We start from the raw sequence: 14698 nt of genomic DNA on the forward strand, positions 1-14698 counted from the left end.
CCATCAGCGTCTGGCCCAACCCCAGCCCTGACGGGCGCTACGTGCTCGGCGCCACTGAGCCGGCCCTGCTGGCCGCCCCGCTCACCGTGCTCGATGCCACCGGCCGCGTCGTGCGCCGCGAAGACGCCCCCGGCCGGAGCGCCGTCGCCACCCGCGCCCTGGACCTGAGCGGGCTGCCCACCGGCATCTACACTATGCAGCTCGCCACCCCGCGCGGACTCGTTACCCGCAAGCTCGTTCGCTAGAGTTTCAGAAGGTTGTTTAAAAAAAGGAGCGCCCCCTCAGGGCGCTCCTTTTTTGTTTCCCATTTATAAGCCGCAGCGCCAACGGCCAGGCCTACTGCGGGGCCGCCTGCCGGCGCTGCCGCCTACCCCCCCCGGCAGCGGCCGAGTCGCGTGTTTCTTCGGACGTGCGGCTGCCCTCGCTGATGTCGCGGTTGAACTCGGCCGCTTCGGGCGAGGAGGCGCGCATCTCACCGCCGCCCACCGCTTCGCGGCTGCACGCGGGCAGGCCCAGGGCCAAAAGAGCAAGCGCGGCAGCGGACAGAAAGAGGGCAGATTTTTTCATGACGGTGTGATTATGAATAAGTTGAGCTGACAGCTTTCGGGGCCGGCCAACGCTAGGCGACGGGCGCCGCCGACGCCGTGGGCGGCGCAACCGTCAGCCCCACGCGCAACTCCCGGAAGCCGGCGCTGACCACCACGCTGGGGTTGTTCAGGTCGGCTTCGAGCGGGTCGCGGGTGTCCTCTACCACCTCGCCGTTCACCGAGACGATGGCCGGTGGCTCGGGCAGGCCGTGCAGCACCACGCAGTAGGTGGCGTAGCTGGGCTCGTAGTCGCTGCCCTCGATGGTCTGGGTGATGGTCAGGGCCCGCGCGTCGCCGCTCACGCTGAAGCGGCGCAGGGTTTTGAGGTCCTGCTCCTGGTAGGCGTAGCCTTCGCCGCCGTCGTCGTAGAGCACGCTCTCGACCGTGCCGTGGAGGAAATACACGTGCAGGGTCAGCTCCTCGACCTTCTTTTCGCCCACGTACTGCATGATGGGCTGCATGGGCACCACGGCGCCGGCCCGCACGAAGAGCGGAATGCGGTCGAGGTCGGCGGTGGCCCACACTTCCTGGCCGCCGCTCTTCAGCTCATCGGTCCAATAGTAATACCACTGGCCCTTAGGCAGATACATCCAGCGGCCATCGACGCTGGGCTGCGTGATGGGACACACAAGCAGGTGGTCGCCGAGACTGAACTCGGCCATGCGCAGGTAGGTCTCGGGGTCGTTCTGGTCCAGGAACGTCAGCGGGCGCAGCATGGGCGTGCCGTGCGTGGCATACTGCCAGAACGTGGTGTACATGTAGGGCAGCAGCTGGTAGCGCAGCTCAATGAAGTAGCGCGCCACGCTCGTAAAGGGCTCGCCAAAGCTCCAGGGTTCCTGGTCGCCGTGGTCGCCGGAGGAGTGGGTGCGGAAAAACGGGTGGAAGGCGCCCAGCGCAATCCAGCGCGAGTACAGCTCACCGCTGGGCGTATCGACGAAGCCGCCAATATCGGAGCCGACAAAGCTAAAGCCGCTGATGCTCAGGCGCTGGCACTGAATGTTGGCCAGCCACAGGTGCTCCCAGGAGGCGATGTTGTCGCCGGTCCAGCCCGAGGAGTAGCGCTGCCCGCCGCTGTAGGTGCTGCGGGTGATGGTGAAGGGCCGGTTGGGGTAGCAGAACTGCTTCACGCCGTCGTTGGTGGCGCGGGCCATCTGCATCCCATAGATGTTGTGGGCCTTTTTGTGAGAGGCCGAATGGCCGTCGTAGTCGAAGCGCACGTCATCCGGAAAAGTACCTTTTTCGAACACCGCCGGCTCGTTCATGTCGTTCCAGACGCCCTTCACGCCCACGTCCTGAATCAGCTCCTTGAACAAGCCCGCCCACCACGCGCGCACCGTGGGCTTGGTGAAGTCGGGGAAGTTGCATAGGCCCGGCCACACCGAGCCTTTCATCAGCGGGCCGTCGCCGCGGCGGCAGAAGTAGTCGTTGTCAATTCCCTGCTGGTACACGTCATATTCCGGGTCAATCTTGATGCCGGGGTCGATGATGACGACCAGCTTAAACCCGTCCTCGGCCAGCTTCCGCACCATCCGCTTGGGCTCGGGGAAGTAAGATTTGCTCCACGTAAAGCAGCGGTAGCCTTCCATGTAGTCGATGTCGAGGTAAATCGCATCGCAGGGAATGCGGCGCTCGCGCAGGCCCTGGGTGATTTCCTTGACGTTGCTTTCGGGGTAGTAGCTCCACTTGCACTGGTGGTAGCCCAGCGTCCAGAGCGGCGGCAGCTCCGGGGTGCCCGTGAGCAACGTGTATTCCTGGCTGACTTCGAGCAAACTAGGGCCGTAGATGAAGTAGTAGTTCAGCTCGCCGCCCTGCGCCCAAAAGCTCGTTACATCAGCTCGCTCGGCGGCGAAGTCGAAGCTGGCCTTGAACGAGTTATCGAAGAAGATGCCGTGGGCAATCTTCTGCTGGAGCACGTGGTAGAACGGAATGTTCTTGTAGAGCGGGTCGGAGCCCTTGGTGTAGCCGTAAGTGTCGGAGCCCCAGTTGGTGAAGCGCTTGCCGCGCAGGTTCATATTGTCGGGCTTGTCGCCGAGGCCGTAGTAGTGCACGCCGCTGGGCACCTGGTGGCTCATCTTGACGATGTCGTTGCCGGTTTCGTAGGGCTGCTCCCAGTGGAAGCCCTTCTCATCTTCGCTGAGCACCGTGCCCGAGCGGTCAAGCACCTTGGTGCGCAAATCCTCTTTCTGCACCAGGCAAATCAGGCGGCCCGTGGTGAGGCGGTAGTGGTCGGCTTTCTCCTTGAATTCCAAAAACTCGGTCGCGGGCCGCGGCCGGGCCGTTTCGGCGGGCAGCGCGTAGCTGAAATCGGGCGCCAAGGGTCCGTCGGTAAGGTAGCGGAAGCGCAGCACCTTGTCGCTGATGACGTAGAGCGCCAGGCGCACGCCGTTCTGGCACGTAAACACAAACCGCTGGCCGTCCTGCTCGGCGCCGACCACCGGGCCGGGGTAGTGTTCGTCCTGGCCGCGGGTGGCCAGGTCGTTTATCATGTAGTTGTTCTCCTGTATAGCGTTAGCCATGACTTAGTTAGGGCTGATTATGAAGCGTTTGCAATGGTTTGGCTCGTGAGCCATCGGCGTTGGAGCGCAATAGTTGGGCCAGCCGGGCTAGCTGAAGCCTGCAGGCGGGACCAAAGCGAGAAGTGGCTCAGCGGCGCCAGGCCTTACGCGGATTAAGCCCGCAAGATAAGGAGCCGCGCCAGGTTTTTTGCCGATTTCGCGGATTCCGGCGGGTGAGCGGGCCGGGTTTGCTTAGCTTGCGGCGGCTTGCCCCTACCCCTGTTCCGCCTCCGCCCTCATGCCCGTCCTCGTGAATGATGCCCCGCTTTCGGTTTTGCTATTGGCCTGGGATGATGCCGACCCAGCGCCCGCCCACCTGGGCGCGCCGCTGCCGGCCGGCGTTGCCCTGCAAGCCGCCCTGGCCGCCCGCGTCGCCCTGACGGCCATTTTGCCCCAGCTGCCCGCGCCGACCATCTCCGAGCCCTCAACCACAGCACCGGCCGCGACCCCGCCCGCCGACGACTTAGCGCTGGCCGTTTCCGCTGGTGAAGCCGCCGTCGGGTGGGCCTCTCTCGCCGGCCCGCCGGCGCCACCAACCGCCGCCGGACCCGGCAGCGCCCCGTCGGCCACGGGTCCGGCCGCCGCCGGCCAGTCATTCCCTACCCCCCCTGCCGGCCCCGAGCCGGGCGCGCCAATGCTCATCGGGCTGGCTGATTTGACCTTGCCCGAGCTGAGCGCGGAAGCCCGCCGCCGGGGCGACGCCAGTGGACAGCCCCGCCCGCCGGTGGGCGCGTGGCGCCCACCGGCCGCGCCGTACGTGGGCCGCGCTGCGCACGATACCGCCACCAGCTCAGCGGCAGCGGCCCCAGCGGCGCCAGCCCCTACCCCCCCCGCAAAGCCGGAACCCGGCTCAGCCCCGGTCGCCAGTCTGGCCCCGGACGAAGTCTTGGACAACACCTTGCGCCACAACTTGTCGTTCGGCCCCAGCCCGGCCCAGCCCGGCCCAGCGCCGGAAGAGCCTGAGGCCGCCGCCGACCCTGGTCCGGCCGAAGCCGCCGACCTGACGCAGTGGACCGACGACCTGACGCTGGACCCCGCCCCGCCGGATGCGCTGACCGCCCCGGCGGCGCGGCCGGCGGCGCTGGCCGCGCTGCGGCGCCCTACCCCCCCCGCCGGCGCCGAAGCCCTAGCGGCGGCGGCGGCGCTCTCGTTTCGCCTGATTCAGTTCGCGCGCTTTGCCACCCAGCTCACGGCGGGCGGGGCCGGGTTTGCGGTCATTTTCGCGGCGGCCTGGCCTACCTGGCTGGCGGCGGTCGAAATCCGGCAGCGCACGGGCCGCCCGCTGGTGCTCTACGTGGCCGGGCTGCCCTCCGAGCAGGGGCCGCGCCCGGCCCGCGGCTGGCTGCTGGAGCTGGAACGGCAGGCCTTCGCGCGGGCTGATTTGGTTTTGGTGCCCACGGCGGCGCTGGCCGAGCAGCTGGGTCGCCGCTACCCGCTGCGGCGCGCGGCGCAGGTGCTCGGCAGCGCCCCTCAGCCGGGCCAGGCCGACGACTCACCATTTGATTTCGAGCACTTTACCGCTGAGTTGCTGCCACAGCTACGGGCCGCGGCGGGCGGCCCGGCGTAACTTGCCACTCCCTACCCCCCTGCTACGCTGCCATGTCCGCCAACTCCGAATCAGCCCCCGAATTTTCTCCCGCTGCCCCGGCACCCGCCCCTCTGGCCTTCGAGGCCGAGCTGGAGCACGACAGCGAAACCGGCGGCGTATACGTGGTGGTGCCCCCGGCCGTGACGGCCGCTCTGGGCCCCGCCGGCGGGCCGCGCGCCAGGCTGGCCGTGCGCGCAACCTTCGATGGGTTTCCGCACAATGGCCTGCTCACGCCCCTGCCCGCGGGCGCCGAGGGTGAGTACATCCTGCTGGTACCCAAGCAGGTGCGCAAAGCCATCGGCAAGACCTGGACCAACGACGTGGCCGTGACCCTGGCGCCCGACCCTGAGGCCCAAGCCCTGGACCTGCCCGCCGACCTGCTGGTGGCGCTGGCCGCCGTGCGCGGCTCGCGGGCCCGGTTCAATCAGCTTTCCAAAGCCCACCAGCGCGAGTACGTGGCCTGGATTGCGGCGGCTAAAACCGAACAGGGCCGAGCCGAGCGCGTCGCGCAAACCGCTGAGCGCATGTTGATTGGCGTGCGCCGACGCTCAGCCTAGACGGCGATGCCCGCGCCGGCGTCCGCGCCATCACGCGCCGCGAAATCCGGTTTTTAGCTAACTCTGGCAGCTGCCTTTTCGCGCCTTGGCCAGGAGCACTGAATTTTGTTTAATTCCGCTTAAATTACTAGTCACTACGCACATCTTTAGTCTCCTGAATACGTACTACTACGTAGGTATTTGCAGCGTATCCGCCCTTTTCTAGTCGCCTGGCTTATGGTAGCGCTCACTCAGGAATTTTATCAGGTTGATTTTCAGGCGCTACCGCCGCTGTTGCGGGGTCTGACGCTGCGCCCGCTCACGGTGCCGGAATTTACGCTGGTCAGCGAGCAGCTGCTGGCAGAGGCCCGGCGCACCGGCTGTCCCTACTGGCTGCTCGACTGCCGGGCCGACCGCGCCCGGCAGCAGCCGGAGCTGTACCACTGGATAGAAGACGACTACCTGCCGCGAGTACGGGCGGCGCTGGGGCGCGTGCCGGTGGTGGCGTTTTTGGGTACGTCAGCGTTGTGGCAGCAGCTTGAGGACCAGGGCAATGCCGCGCCCGAGCCGATGCTGCTCTCGGGCGCCTTTCGCACCGAGTGGTTCGTGGAAGAGGGGCCCGCTCTGGCCTGGCTCGACCAGTTCAGGCGCCTCGACGGCTAAAGCCCGCGCCGCCAGGCCTAGCGGACGGGCAGCTCGCGCTGGAAGTTCACTTGCAGGATGGTGTTGATTTTTTCTCTGGTCAGGGGCTTGCTAACCAGGCCGGCGATGGGCAGCTCCTGAATGCGGGTCAAATCGCGGGCGTGCATGGTGGTGGTGAGCATGACGATGACAATGGCCTGGCGCTGCGCCAGGGGCAGGCGCTGGTAGGCTTCCAGAAACTCGATGCCGTTCATGATGGGCATGTTCACGTCGAGCAGAATCAGGACCGGGCAGGCCGGCGCGGCCGACTCCGGGCAGGTGCGGGCCAGTGTTTGCAGGGCCTCGGCGCCGTTCTCGGCTACCAGCAGCTGCTCAGCGACGCCCAGACTATTGAGCAGCAGCTGATTAAGAAAGTTGGTGGTCGAGTCATCATCGACCAGCAGGACGCTGGATAATTTTTGCATACTGACGGCTGGCTACTTAACTGCTGACGCCGGCTGGGGGGCCGCCAGCCCGGTTTCCGGCAAGAATACGCGAAACGTGCTGCCCACGCCGGGCTCACTTTCGACCGTGATGGTGCCGCTGGCATTGTCCACGATTTTCTTGACCATGTAGAGCCCAATGCCGGAGCCCTCGACGTGGGTGTGCAGGCGCTGAAACATGCCGAAGAGCTTGGCTTGCTGCGCCCCGTCCAAGCCCAGGCCGTTGTCCTGCACTTCCAGCACGACCCCGGCCCGGCCCCCGACGTCGGTGGCGGGGTAGGCGCGCAGCTCGACTATGGCCGGCCGGGCCGGGTGGCGGTACTTGACGGCATTGCTGAGCAGATTGTAGACGATGGAGCGTAGATTTTTGGGTGCGAACGAGATGTACGGCCTGGCGCTCACCTCCACGCGCACGTCGGCGGCGGCCCCGCGCAGCGCGGGGTCCAAATCCAGGCGCACGGCCTCCACCAAGGCGGCCAGGTCCACGGCTTCGGCGGGCTGGGTCTGGGCCTGCTGGAGCCTGGTGATGTCGGTGAGCTGGGTGATGGTGAGCTGAAAGCGCTCTACCGCCCCTTGCATCATGGCCAGCAGCTGCGGCACGGGCTCCACCTGGCGGGCCGCGGGCGGCAAATGCTGGCGCAGAGCGTCGAGTAGGCCCTCGATGTTGGTGATGGGCGCCTTGAGGTCGTGGGAGGCGGTGTAGATGAAGTTGTCCAAATCCACGTTGGTGCGCGTGAGCTGCTGGTTGGCATCGCTCAGCTCCTCATTCGTGGCTTGCAGCTCCTCGTTGATGGCGGCCAACTCCTCGTTCAGGTCTTGCACCCGCTGGCGGGCCTCGACCTGCCCGGTGACTTCCACGGCTACGCAGGTGATGGCCGCCACCCGGCCGGCGGCGTCGCGCAGGGGCTGGTAGGTGAAGGTGAAGTAGCCGGCCTCGCCGGCGCCGTGGCGGGCCAGGCGAATTTGCTGCTCCTGGGCCACGAAGGGTATGCCGGTCTGGCGCACACCCTCCAGCAGCGCGGGCAGGCCCTGGCTGGTCAGCTCGGGCAGGGCCTCAAAAAACGGCCGGCCCACCAGCTCGGCCAGAGGCCGCCCCAGCATCTCGCCCATCAGCGGGTTGACGACATCGAGCACGTAGTCGGGGCCGCGGAACACGCAGATGGCTACCGGCGCCTGGCTAAACACCTGGGCCAGCTGCTGCCGCTCGGTTTCGCGCTCCTGCCGGGCCCGCACCTGCTCCGTAACCCCGTAGGCAAAAATGGAGATGCCGGCTACCTGCCCGTTTTCCTGGTAGGCCTGGTACGTGAAGTTGTAGTAGGCCATCCGGGCCGGCTGGCCGGCGGCGGGCGGCACCTCAAACGCCGTGTCGGTGCCGAAATACGTTTCGCCGGTCTGGTACACGCGGTCCAGCAGGGCCACGAAGCCCTGCTCTTCCACTTCGGGCAGGGCATCAACCATGTCGAGTCCGACCAGCTGGCGGCCGGGAAAAAGGCGCTGGTAAGCTGGGTTGACGTACTCGAAGCGGTGACCGGGGGCGCGCAGCAGCGCAATCAGGGCCGGGGTTTGCTCAAACACCTGGTAGAAGGCCTCGCGCTGCTGGCCCTGGCGCTGGGCGGCGGCCAGCAGTTCGGCCTGCAGCGTCCCGGCCTGTTGGCGGGCGAGCACCTTGTCGGTCACGTCCACGGCGAAGACCATGATGCCCGTGGTCTGGTGCTGCTCGTTGGTCAGGGGCTGGTAGATGAAGTCGAGGTAGCGCGGCGCGGGCCGGCCGAGGGCCGCGTCGTAAAGCTCGACCAGCATTTCGGTGCCGGTAAAGGGCTGGCCGCTCCGATACACCTCGTCGAGCAGGCCAACGAACCCCTGCGCTATCGTTTCGGGATACACTTCCGCCACCGGCAGGCCCACCTGGGCCCGGTTGCCCGACAAGGCATGGTAGCCGGCGTTGAAGTAGGTGTGCTGGTGCGCAGGGCCTTGCAGCGTGGCAATAAAGGCCGGCACCTGCCCCAGAATCTGCCGCAGCAGCCCCTGCTGCCGCTGCAGCTGCGCGGTGCGCTCCTGCACGCGCGTTTCCAGCTCCTGGTTGAGCTGCTCGACCTGGCGGCGGGCCCGCACCTGCTCGGTTACGTCGTAGGAAAAGTCCAGCACGCCATCAATGCGGCCCTGCGCATCGCGCAGCGGATGATAAACAGCGTTGATGAACCGCCGCTTGCCGTTGTCGGGGGGGCTGGACGGCAGCTGCACTTCCCGCTCGTGGCCGTAGAACGGCTCGCCCGTCTGGTACACGCGGTCGAGCAGGGCCAGGATGCCCTGTTCGCCGGCCACCGGCAGCACCTCGTGCAGGGCGCGGCCCAGCAGGGGCAAGCCGGAAAAGTTCGTCTGGTAGCGCGAGTTGACGAAGTTGAACACATAGTCGGGCCCGTGGTAAACGGCCACCTGGGCGGGCAGCTGCATCAGCACCTCGTAGAAGCGTTGGCGCTGGGCCTCGGCGTCGGCGCGGGCGGCCTGCTCGGCGGCCTGGCTCTGGCGCAGGGCCTCCTCCACGGGCGTGCGGGGCTGGTCGCCGGTGTCGTTAAAGCTGACGACGAGCACGTCGCCGCAGCGCTGAGCGGCGAGGTGAAAATAATTGTCGAGGCCGTCGTGCTGGTAGTTCACGTCGTAGCGGCCGGGCGTGCCCGCCAGAAATGTATCGCGGTAGAAGGCGAAGATGCCCGCCTCGGTCGCGTTGGGGTAGAGCGTGAGGAAGGTCTGGGCGGGGCGCTCGGGCAGTTGCAGCATCCGCTGGGCGGCGGGATTGAGCTGCACGTAGGCCAGGTCAGTGATAGTAGCCGGGTCGGGCGAACCCCAGACGGGCCGGAAGATGATGACGCCGCTCAGCGAAATGGCCAGCAGCGCGGGCAGCAGGTCGTCGTCGGGCGCAGTGAAAGGGGCCGGCGCGGAAGAACTAGGAGCCATAAGCAGGCGAGGGGGTCAGCGAATCAAGAGGGGGTAGGCGCCGCGCCGGCCGGCAGCTCACCTGGCTGCGAGGCTCTCGGGAGTAAAGCCAAACCAAGCTTCCCCTATCCAAAACAGACAGTCGGCCCACTTTTCGGCCGGCGGGCCACAAACTTACGCCGGCCCCAGCACCAGGGCCGTGCGATTAATCAGGTAGAGGCGCAGCTTGGGCGCGTCAGCCGTGCCGCCCCCGCCGAGCGTGTCGTAGATGAGGCTGTCATCCAGGCGGTTGAAGCCGCCGAACTCGGGCCGGTCGGAGTTGAGCAGCACCTGGTAGCGGCCGGCTTGCGGCACGGGCAGCTGGTAGTCGGCCACGCTGCGCTCGACGTGGAAGCTGAAAATAAACACCAGGCCGCCGCGCTCGAAAATCAGGACCTGATTCACGTCGTCGATGTTGAGCAGCCGGGCCGGGCCGGCGGCCAGCACGTGGCGCGTGGCCGCCAGGTGCAGCATGGCCTTATCAAAGGCCAGCAGGTAGCCGTACTGCAAGTTGGGGTTGTCGGCCAGGCTCCACTGGCGGCGGGCGAAGTGGTAGCTCCAGTTGTTGCCCTGGCGCGGGAAATCCACCCATTCGGGGTGGCCGAACTCGTTGCCGATGAAGGTCAGATAGGCCTCGCCACCGGCGGCCAGGGTGCTCAGCCGAATGAGTTTGTGCAGGGCGATGCCGCGGGCCGTCACGGCGTCGGGGTCGTCGCGGCGCATGTGCTCGTAGATATTCTTATCCAGCAGCCAGTGGGCCAGCGTTTTGTCGCCGACCAGCGCCTGGTCGTGGCTTTCAGCGTAGGCCACGGTTTTCTCGCCCGCCCGGCGGTTGCTGAGCTGATGCCAGAGCCCACCCAGCGGCCAGTCTTCATCGCGCGAGTGCTTAAGCAGCTTAATCCAGTAGTCGGGAATGCCCATCGCCAGGCGGTAGTCAAACCCTACCCCCCCCTCGCTGAGCGGACGGCACAAACCCGGCAGCCCGCTCATATCCTCGGCGATGAGCAGGCTGCTCTTCTTGATTTCGTGGGCCAGCGTGGTGGCCAGCTGCAAGTACAGAATGGCATCCTCATCGGCCTCGGGCCCGAAATACTGCTCGTAGGAGCTGAAGGCGACGCCCTCGCCGTGGTGGTGGTAGAGCATACTCGTCACCCCATCGAAGCGAAAGCCGTCGAAGTGAAACTCTTCGAGCCAGTAGCGCAGATTAGAGAGCAGAAACTGCTGCACCTCGGGCCGGCCGTAATCGAACAGGCGCGAATCCCAGCCGGGGTGCTCGCCGCGCGCCCCGGCGTGGAAATACAGCCCGCCGGAGCCGTCGAAGTCGGCCAGCCCCTCGGCCTGATTTTTCACGGCGTGGGAGTGCACCAAATCCAGCAGCACGGCCAGGCCGCGGCGGTGCGCTTCATCCACCAGATACTTCAAATCCTCGGGCGTGCCGAAGCGCGAGCTGACGCCAAAAAAGTTGGCCACGTGATAACCAAACGAGCCGTAGTAGGGGTGCTCCAGCACGGCCATCAGCTGCACGCAGTTGTAGCCGCCGGCCTCAATGCGGGGCAGAATTAGGTCGGCAAACTCGCGGTACGTGCCCACGCGGCCGTCCTCCAGGGCCATGCCCACGTGCGCCTCGTAGATGAGCGGCTCGGGCACGGCTTTTTGCAGATTAAACTTCTGGTCGGTCCAGGCAAAAGGGTGCTCCGGGCGCCAGAGCTGGGCGGCGAAGTCTTTGGTGGCCTCGTCCTGCACGGCGCGGCGCAGGTAGGCGGGCAGGCGGTCGTGAGCGCCGTTGGCCGCCACCACGTGCACTTTGTAGCGCGAGCCGTGGGTGAGGCGGTCCTGGTAGGTTTTGTCGGGCAAAAACACCTCCCACACGCCGTCGTCGCCGCGTTGCAGGGGCGTGGCCTGCCGGTCCCAGCCGTTGAAGTCGCCAATCAGAAACAGGCCCTGCGCGGCCGGCGCCCACTCCCGATACTGGTAGCCGCGGCGGCGCCCATCGTAGTGCAGGCCCAGGCGCTGGTGGGCGCCGGCAAACTTCAGCAACGAGCCGTGCTGGCGGGCTATTTCCTCTAATCGGGCCGCCAGGCGCTGCTGGCGGCGGCGCAGCACGGGCTCGTAGGGCAACAGCCAGGAGTCCTGTTGAACAAGGGCAAGGGCAGGGGCGGCGGGAACGGCGGGCGGGTTCATGGGGGCAAGTTAACGAGTCGCCAAACGGAAAAGTCCGGCGGCGCCGGCCAGTTTCGCCCAATTCCCTACCCCCCTCTGAAAAAGCAAAGCCGCGGCCCTGAAAACAGCTGCTGCCGCCGAGCTTACTTTTAATTTATCATTTTTAATTTATCATTTTTAATTCTTAACTGCCCCGCTTTGGCGGCCGTTACGCCGCTCTTATGACGCGCTTACTCAGCGAAAAATAACGAGTGCGATTTCCCTACCCCCTATCTTCCGTCCCATGATGCGCTACTCCCGCCTGCTCCCGCTCCCGCTGCTGGCCACGCTGGCCTGCACCACTGGCCAGCCTGCCGCGCCGCCCACAGCCCCAGCCCGGACAGCCTCTCCTGATGCCGCTGCTTCGGCCACCGCGCCGGTCACGGCCAGCCGGGCGATGGTAGTTTCGGCTCACCCAGAGGCTTCGCGCATTGGGGTCGAGATTCTGCAAAAGGGCGGCAATGCGTATGACGCGGCCATTGCCGTGCAGTTTGCGCTGGCCGTGGCCCTGCCCGTGGCCGGCAACATTGGCGGGGGCGGCTTTATCGTGTACCGCCACCAGGACGGCACGGCCGGCACGCTCGACTTCCGCGAAACCGCGCCCGCCGCCGCCCGCCGCGACATGTATTTGGATGCGCAGGGCAACCCCGTGGCCGAGCGTAGCCTGGCCGGCCCGCTGGCCGTGGGTGTGCCCGGCACCGTGGCCGGCATGGTGGCCCTGCACCAGAAGCTAGGCAAGCTGCCCTGGGCGGTGCTGGTGGCGCCCGCCGTGGCCCTGGCCGCGCAGGGCGTGCTGCTGACCGAGAAAGAAGCCGCCGGCCTCAACCGCAATCAGGCTGATTTTCAGAAGTACAACCCCGGCCCTACCCCCCCCGCCTACGTGCGAGCCGCCGGCCGCCCAGCCTGGCAGCGCGGCGACACGCTGCGCCTCACCGAGCTGGCCCAGACGTTGCAGCGCGTGCAGCTATTGGGCCGCGCCGGCTTCTACGCCGGCCCCACGGCGGCGGCGCTGCTGGCCACCATGCAGCAGCAGGGCGGCATCATCGCCCAAAAGGACCTGGATGCCTACCAGCCCAAGTGGCGCGCCGCGCTGCGCGGCCTCTACCGGGGCTACGAAGTCATTACGATGCCGCCGCCCAGCTCGGGCGGCGTGGCCTTGCTCCAGCTGCTGCAAATGCTGGAGCCCACGAACCTGGGCAAGCTCGGTTACCACTCGCCGGCCGCCGTGGCCCTGCTCACCGAGGCCGAGCGGCGCGTGTACGCCGACCGCGCCACCTATCTCGGCGACCCGGATTTTGGACGCGTGCCAGTGGCCCAGCTGCTGGCCCCGGCCTATAACAAGCAGCGCCGCGAAGGCATCCGGGCCGGCGGCCGGGCCACGCCCAGCGCCCAGGTGGCCGCCGGCCAGGGCCTACCCCCCTACGAATCCGACCAGACCACCCACTACAGCATCATCGACGCCCAGGGCAATGCCGTGAGCTGCACCACGACCCTCAACGGCGCCTACGGCAGTAAAGTAGTGGTGGCCGGCGCGGGCTTTTTGCTTAATAATGAGATGGATGACTTCTCGGCCAAAGCCGGCACGCCCAACGCCTACGGCCTGGTGGGCGGAGCAGCCAACGCTATTGCGCCCGGCAAGCGGATGCTGAGTAGCATGACGCCCACCATCCTGACCAAAAACGGCAAAATCGCCCTCGTCACGGGCTCGCCGGGCGGCTCGACCATCATCACCAGCGTGCTGCAAAGCATCCTGCACGTGGTGGACTACAAGATGAGCGCCCCGCAGGCCGTGGCCGCGCCGCGCCTGCATCACCAGTGGCTGCCCGACTACATCGACGTGGAAGCCGGCGCCCTGCGCCCCGCCGCCGCCGACTCTTTGCGCGCCCGCGGCTACCAGCTCCACGACCGCGCCCCCTGGGGCCGGCTCGACATCATCCGGGTGCTGCCCAGTGGCCGGCTCGAAGGCGGCGCCGACCCGCGCGGCGACGACGCGGCGGCGGGGTATTAGCGGAAGGAATAGAGAGTTGCTTAAATCAAGAAAGGCCCGCTACACGGTTGTAGCGGGCCTTCTGATTAAAAACAAGTTAGGCAGCTGACTCGCCGCTACTTGAGCTGGCCGGCGGCGGTGGTCAGCAGCTGGCCCAGCTCTTGCAGCTTCTCGACCGTAGCACCCTCCGCCTTATCGGCGGCTTTGGTGGTGTGCTCGCCGAGCTGGCGCAGGGTTTGGCTGAGCTTGGCGGTGTCGGGGCTCTCGTCTTCGAGGGCGGCTTTCAGGTGCTCAAGGTCGCGGGTGAGCGGGCCGTAGGAGCCGCCGTCGAGGGCTTCAATCCAGGAATTGATGCTGCGCGTGGCGCCCTGGCGGGCGTCCTGCACGCCGCCGCTGAGCGAGCGGATGGTAGAATCGAGGTGAGCGAGGTCGTGGGCAGTGGCCATGATGAAAGAGGTTTTTAAGGATATTATTCTCTTATCCTAACGACTGGCCGGGCGCGGGGTTGGCTGGCCGTGGGGCAGAATTTTGGCGTTTGATGCGCGGCCGGGCTGGCTTCAAGTCCCTACCCCCCTCGCCGACCCGACCTGGCTTCGCTCCGAGCCCGGCTTAGTGGCCGGCCGCCGGCTGGGGCGCGCCGGCCACGAGGCGCAGGTTGCCGGCCGCCGACACCAGTTTCTGGCTGAGCTGGCGCAGCTTGTCGCCGGTGCCCTCGAAGCTGTGAATGCTCTGGGCGGCCACGGCGGTGTGCTCGCCCAGGGCCTGCAGGCTGGTGGCGGCGGCACCGAGGTTGTTTTGCTGAAAGTGGCCTTGCAGCTGCTCCATCTCGGTGGTGAGGGCGCGCAGGCCGGGCGCGTCGGCGTGGCGCAGGTGCTGGAGCCAGTTGTCGAGCTGGCCCAGGCCGGCGTCGGACGAGTTCATAAAGCCGCTGCCTTTGGCATCAACGAGGGTTTGGATGGCAGCTTCAATTTCGGCGGAGGCGTTCATTTCTTTGAGTTTATGAGTTAGAAATTATGAATTATGAGTTGGAGTGGCGGCGCGGGGCGGCGCGCTGCAAAGTAACGGCACGGACAAGTGAACGTTGGCGGGCGGCGGGGTTGGGAGACCAGAGGGGGGCGGGTTTGCCCAACCAGGAGGGGGTAGGAAGTCGGG

General features: G+C 66.6%; 12 protein-coding genes. 5 read left to right on the forward strand and 7 right to left on the reverse strand.

Features of this window, described 5'->3' with window-relative positions; genetic code table 11:
• Nucleotides 1-245 (forward strand): T9SS type A sorting domain-containing protein (locus tag ACFE70_RS10520; RefSeq protein ID WP_375417697.1); only part of this gene is annotated, 245 nt, incomplete at its 5' end.
• A gap of 91 nt (nucleotides 246-336) precedes the next feature.
• Here ACFE70_RS10520 and ACFE70_RS10525 read toward each other — a convergent pair.
• Both ACFE70_RS10525 and ACFE70_RS10530 read right to left on the reverse strand, forming a co-directional pair.
• Nucleotides 337-567, reverse strand: a complete 231-nt coding sequence (locus ACFE70_RS10525) for a hypothetical protein (protein WP_375417698.1) — start codon at nucleotides 565-567, stop codon at nucleotides 337-339.
• Between the two features lie 52 nt (nucleotides 568-619).
• A complete protein-coding gene (locus ACFE70_RS10530) occupies nucleotides 620-3103 on the reverse strand; it encodes a glycoside hydrolase family 31 protein (RefSeq protein ID WP_375417699.1) in 2484 nt (827 codons plus the stop codon).
• Between the two features lie 277 nt (nucleotides 3104-3380).
• Here ACFE70_RS10530 and ACFE70_RS10535 point away from each other — a divergent pair, with 277 nt between their 5' ends.
• The 3 genes from ACFE70_RS10535 to ACFE70_RS10545 all read left to right on the forward strand — a co-directional run bounded on the left by ACFE70_RS10535 (nucleotide 3381) and on the right by ACFE70_RS10545 (nucleotide 5929).
• Nucleotides 3381-4709, forward strand: a complete 1329-nt coding sequence (locus ACFE70_RS10535) for a glycosyltransferase (protein WP_375417700.1) — start codon at nucleotides 3381-3383, stop codon at nucleotides 4707-4709.
• 32 nt (nucleotides 4710-4741) lie between these two features.
• Nucleotides 4742-5287 (forward strand): YdeI/OmpD-associated family protein, encoded by a 546-nt coding sequence (locus ACFE70_RS10540; RefSeq protein WP_375417701.1) that lies wholly within the window; start codon nucleotides 4742-4744, stop codon nucleotides 5285-5287.
• Nucleotides 5288-5503: 216 nt separating this feature from the next.
• On the forward strand, nucleotides 5504-5929 hold the full coding sequence (locus ACFE70_RS10545) for a hypothetical protein (protein ID WP_375417702.1): 426 nt from the start codon (nucleotides 5504-5506) through the stop codon (nucleotides 5927-5929).
• 17 nt (nucleotides 5930-5946) lie between these two features.
• Here the strand turns inward: ACFE70_RS10545 and ACFE70_RS10550 are convergent, their stop codons facing one another.
• From ACFE70_RS10550 to ACFE70_RS10560, 3 genes are all read right to left on the reverse strand, one after another.
• Nucleotides 5947-6372, reverse strand: a complete 426-nt coding sequence (locus ACFE70_RS10550) for a response regulator (protein WP_375417703.1) — start codon at nucleotides 6370-6372, stop codon at nucleotides 5947-5949.
• 12 nt (nucleotides 6373-6384) lie between these two features.
• Nucleotides 6385-9342, reverse strand: a complete 2958-nt coding sequence (locus ACFE70_RS10555; RefSeq protein WP_375417704.1) for a PAS domain-containing protein — start codon at nucleotides 9340-9342, stop codon at nucleotides 6385-6387.
• A gap of 153 nt (nucleotides 9343-9495) precedes the next feature.
• The gene (locus tag ACFE70_RS10560; RefSeq protein ID WP_375417705.1) at nucleotides 9496-11541 is read right to left on the reverse strand and encodes an alpha-amylase family glycosyl hydrolase; all 2046 of its coding nucleotides are present in this window, start codon (nucleotides 11539-11541) and stop codon (nucleotides 9496-9498) included.
• A 262-nt stretch (nucleotides 11542-11803) separates the two neighbouring features.
• Here ACFE70_RS10560 and ggt point away from each other — a divergent pair, with 262 nt between their 5' ends.
• Complete coding sequence (ggt, locus tag ACFE70_RS10565) at nucleotides 11804-13567, forward strand: gamma-glutamyltransferase (protein ID WP_375417706.1); 1764 nt, start codon at nucleotides 11804-11806, stop codon at nucleotides 13565-13567.
• 95 nt (nucleotides 13568-13662) lie between these two features.
• Here the strand turns inward: ggt and ACFE70_RS10570 are convergent, their stop codons facing one another.
• Together ACFE70_RS10570 and ACFE70_RS10575 are read right to left on the reverse strand one after the other, a co-directional pair.
• Nucleotides 13663-13992, reverse strand: coding sequence for a hypothetical protein (locus tag ACFE70_RS10570; protein ID WP_375417707.1), 330 nt, complete (start codon nucleotides 13990-13992; stop codon nucleotides 13663-13665).
• Nucleotides 13993-14155: 163 nt separating this feature from the next.
• A complete protein-coding gene (locus ACFE70_RS10575) occupies nucleotides 14156-14533 on the reverse strand; it encodes a hypothetical protein (RefSeq protein ID WP_375417708.1) in 378 nt (125 codons plus the stop codon).
• Nucleotides 14534-14698 lie beyond the last annotated feature (165 nt).

This window comes from uncultured Hymenobacter sp. (assembly GCF_964243305.1).
Classification (GTDB): domain Bacteria; phylum Bacteroidota; class Bacteroidia; order Cytophagales; family Hymenobacteraceae; genus Hymenobacter.

Bases quoted from the DNA above. Each gene is read 5' to 3' on its own strand.
- ACFE70_RS10525 (WP_375417698.1), bottom strand. From the start codon at position 567: ATGAAAAAATCTGCCCTCTTTCTGTCCGCTGCCGCGCTTGCTCTTTTG.
- ACFE70_RS10530 (WP_375417699.1), bottom strand. From the start codon at position 3,103: ATGGCTAACGCTATACAGGAGAACAACTACATGATAAACGACCTGGCC.
- ACFE70_RS10535 (WP_375417700.1), top strand. From the start codon at position 3,381: ATGCCCGTCCTCGTGAATGATGCCCCGCTTTCGGTTTTGCTATTGGCC.
- ACFE70_RS10540 (WP_375417701.1), top strand. From the start codon at position 4,742: ATGTCCGCCAACTCCGAATCAGCCCCCGAATTTTCTCCCGCTGCCCCG.
- ACFE70_RS10545 (WP_375417702.1), top strand. From the start codon at position 5,504: ATGGTAGCGCTCACTCAGGAATTTTATCAGGTTGATTTTCAGGCGCTA.
- ACFE70_RS10550 (WP_375417703.1), bottom strand. From the start codon at position 6,372: ATGCAAAAATTATCCAGCGTCCTGCTGGTCGATGATGACTCGACCACC.
- ACFE70_RS10555 (WP_375417704.1), bottom strand. From the start codon at position 9,342: ATGGCTCCTAGTTCTTCCGCGCCGGCCCCTTTCACTGCGCCCGACGAC.
- ACFE70_RS10560 (WP_375417705.1), bottom strand. From the start codon at position 11,541: ATGAACCCGCCCGCCGTTCCCGCCGCCCCTGCCCTTGCCCTTGTTCAA.
- ggt (WP_375417706.1), top strand. From the start codon at position 11,804: ATGATGCGCTACTCCCGCCTGCTCCCGCTCCCGCTGCTGGCCACGCTG.
- ACFE70_RS10570 (WP_375417707.1), bottom strand. From the start codon at position 13,992: ATGGCCACTGCCCACGACCTCGCTCACCTCGATTCTACCATCCGCTCG.
- ACFE70_RS10575 (WP_375417708.1), bottom strand. From the start codon at position 14,533: ATGAACGCCTCCGCCGAAATTGAAGCTGCCATCCAAACCCTCGTTGAT.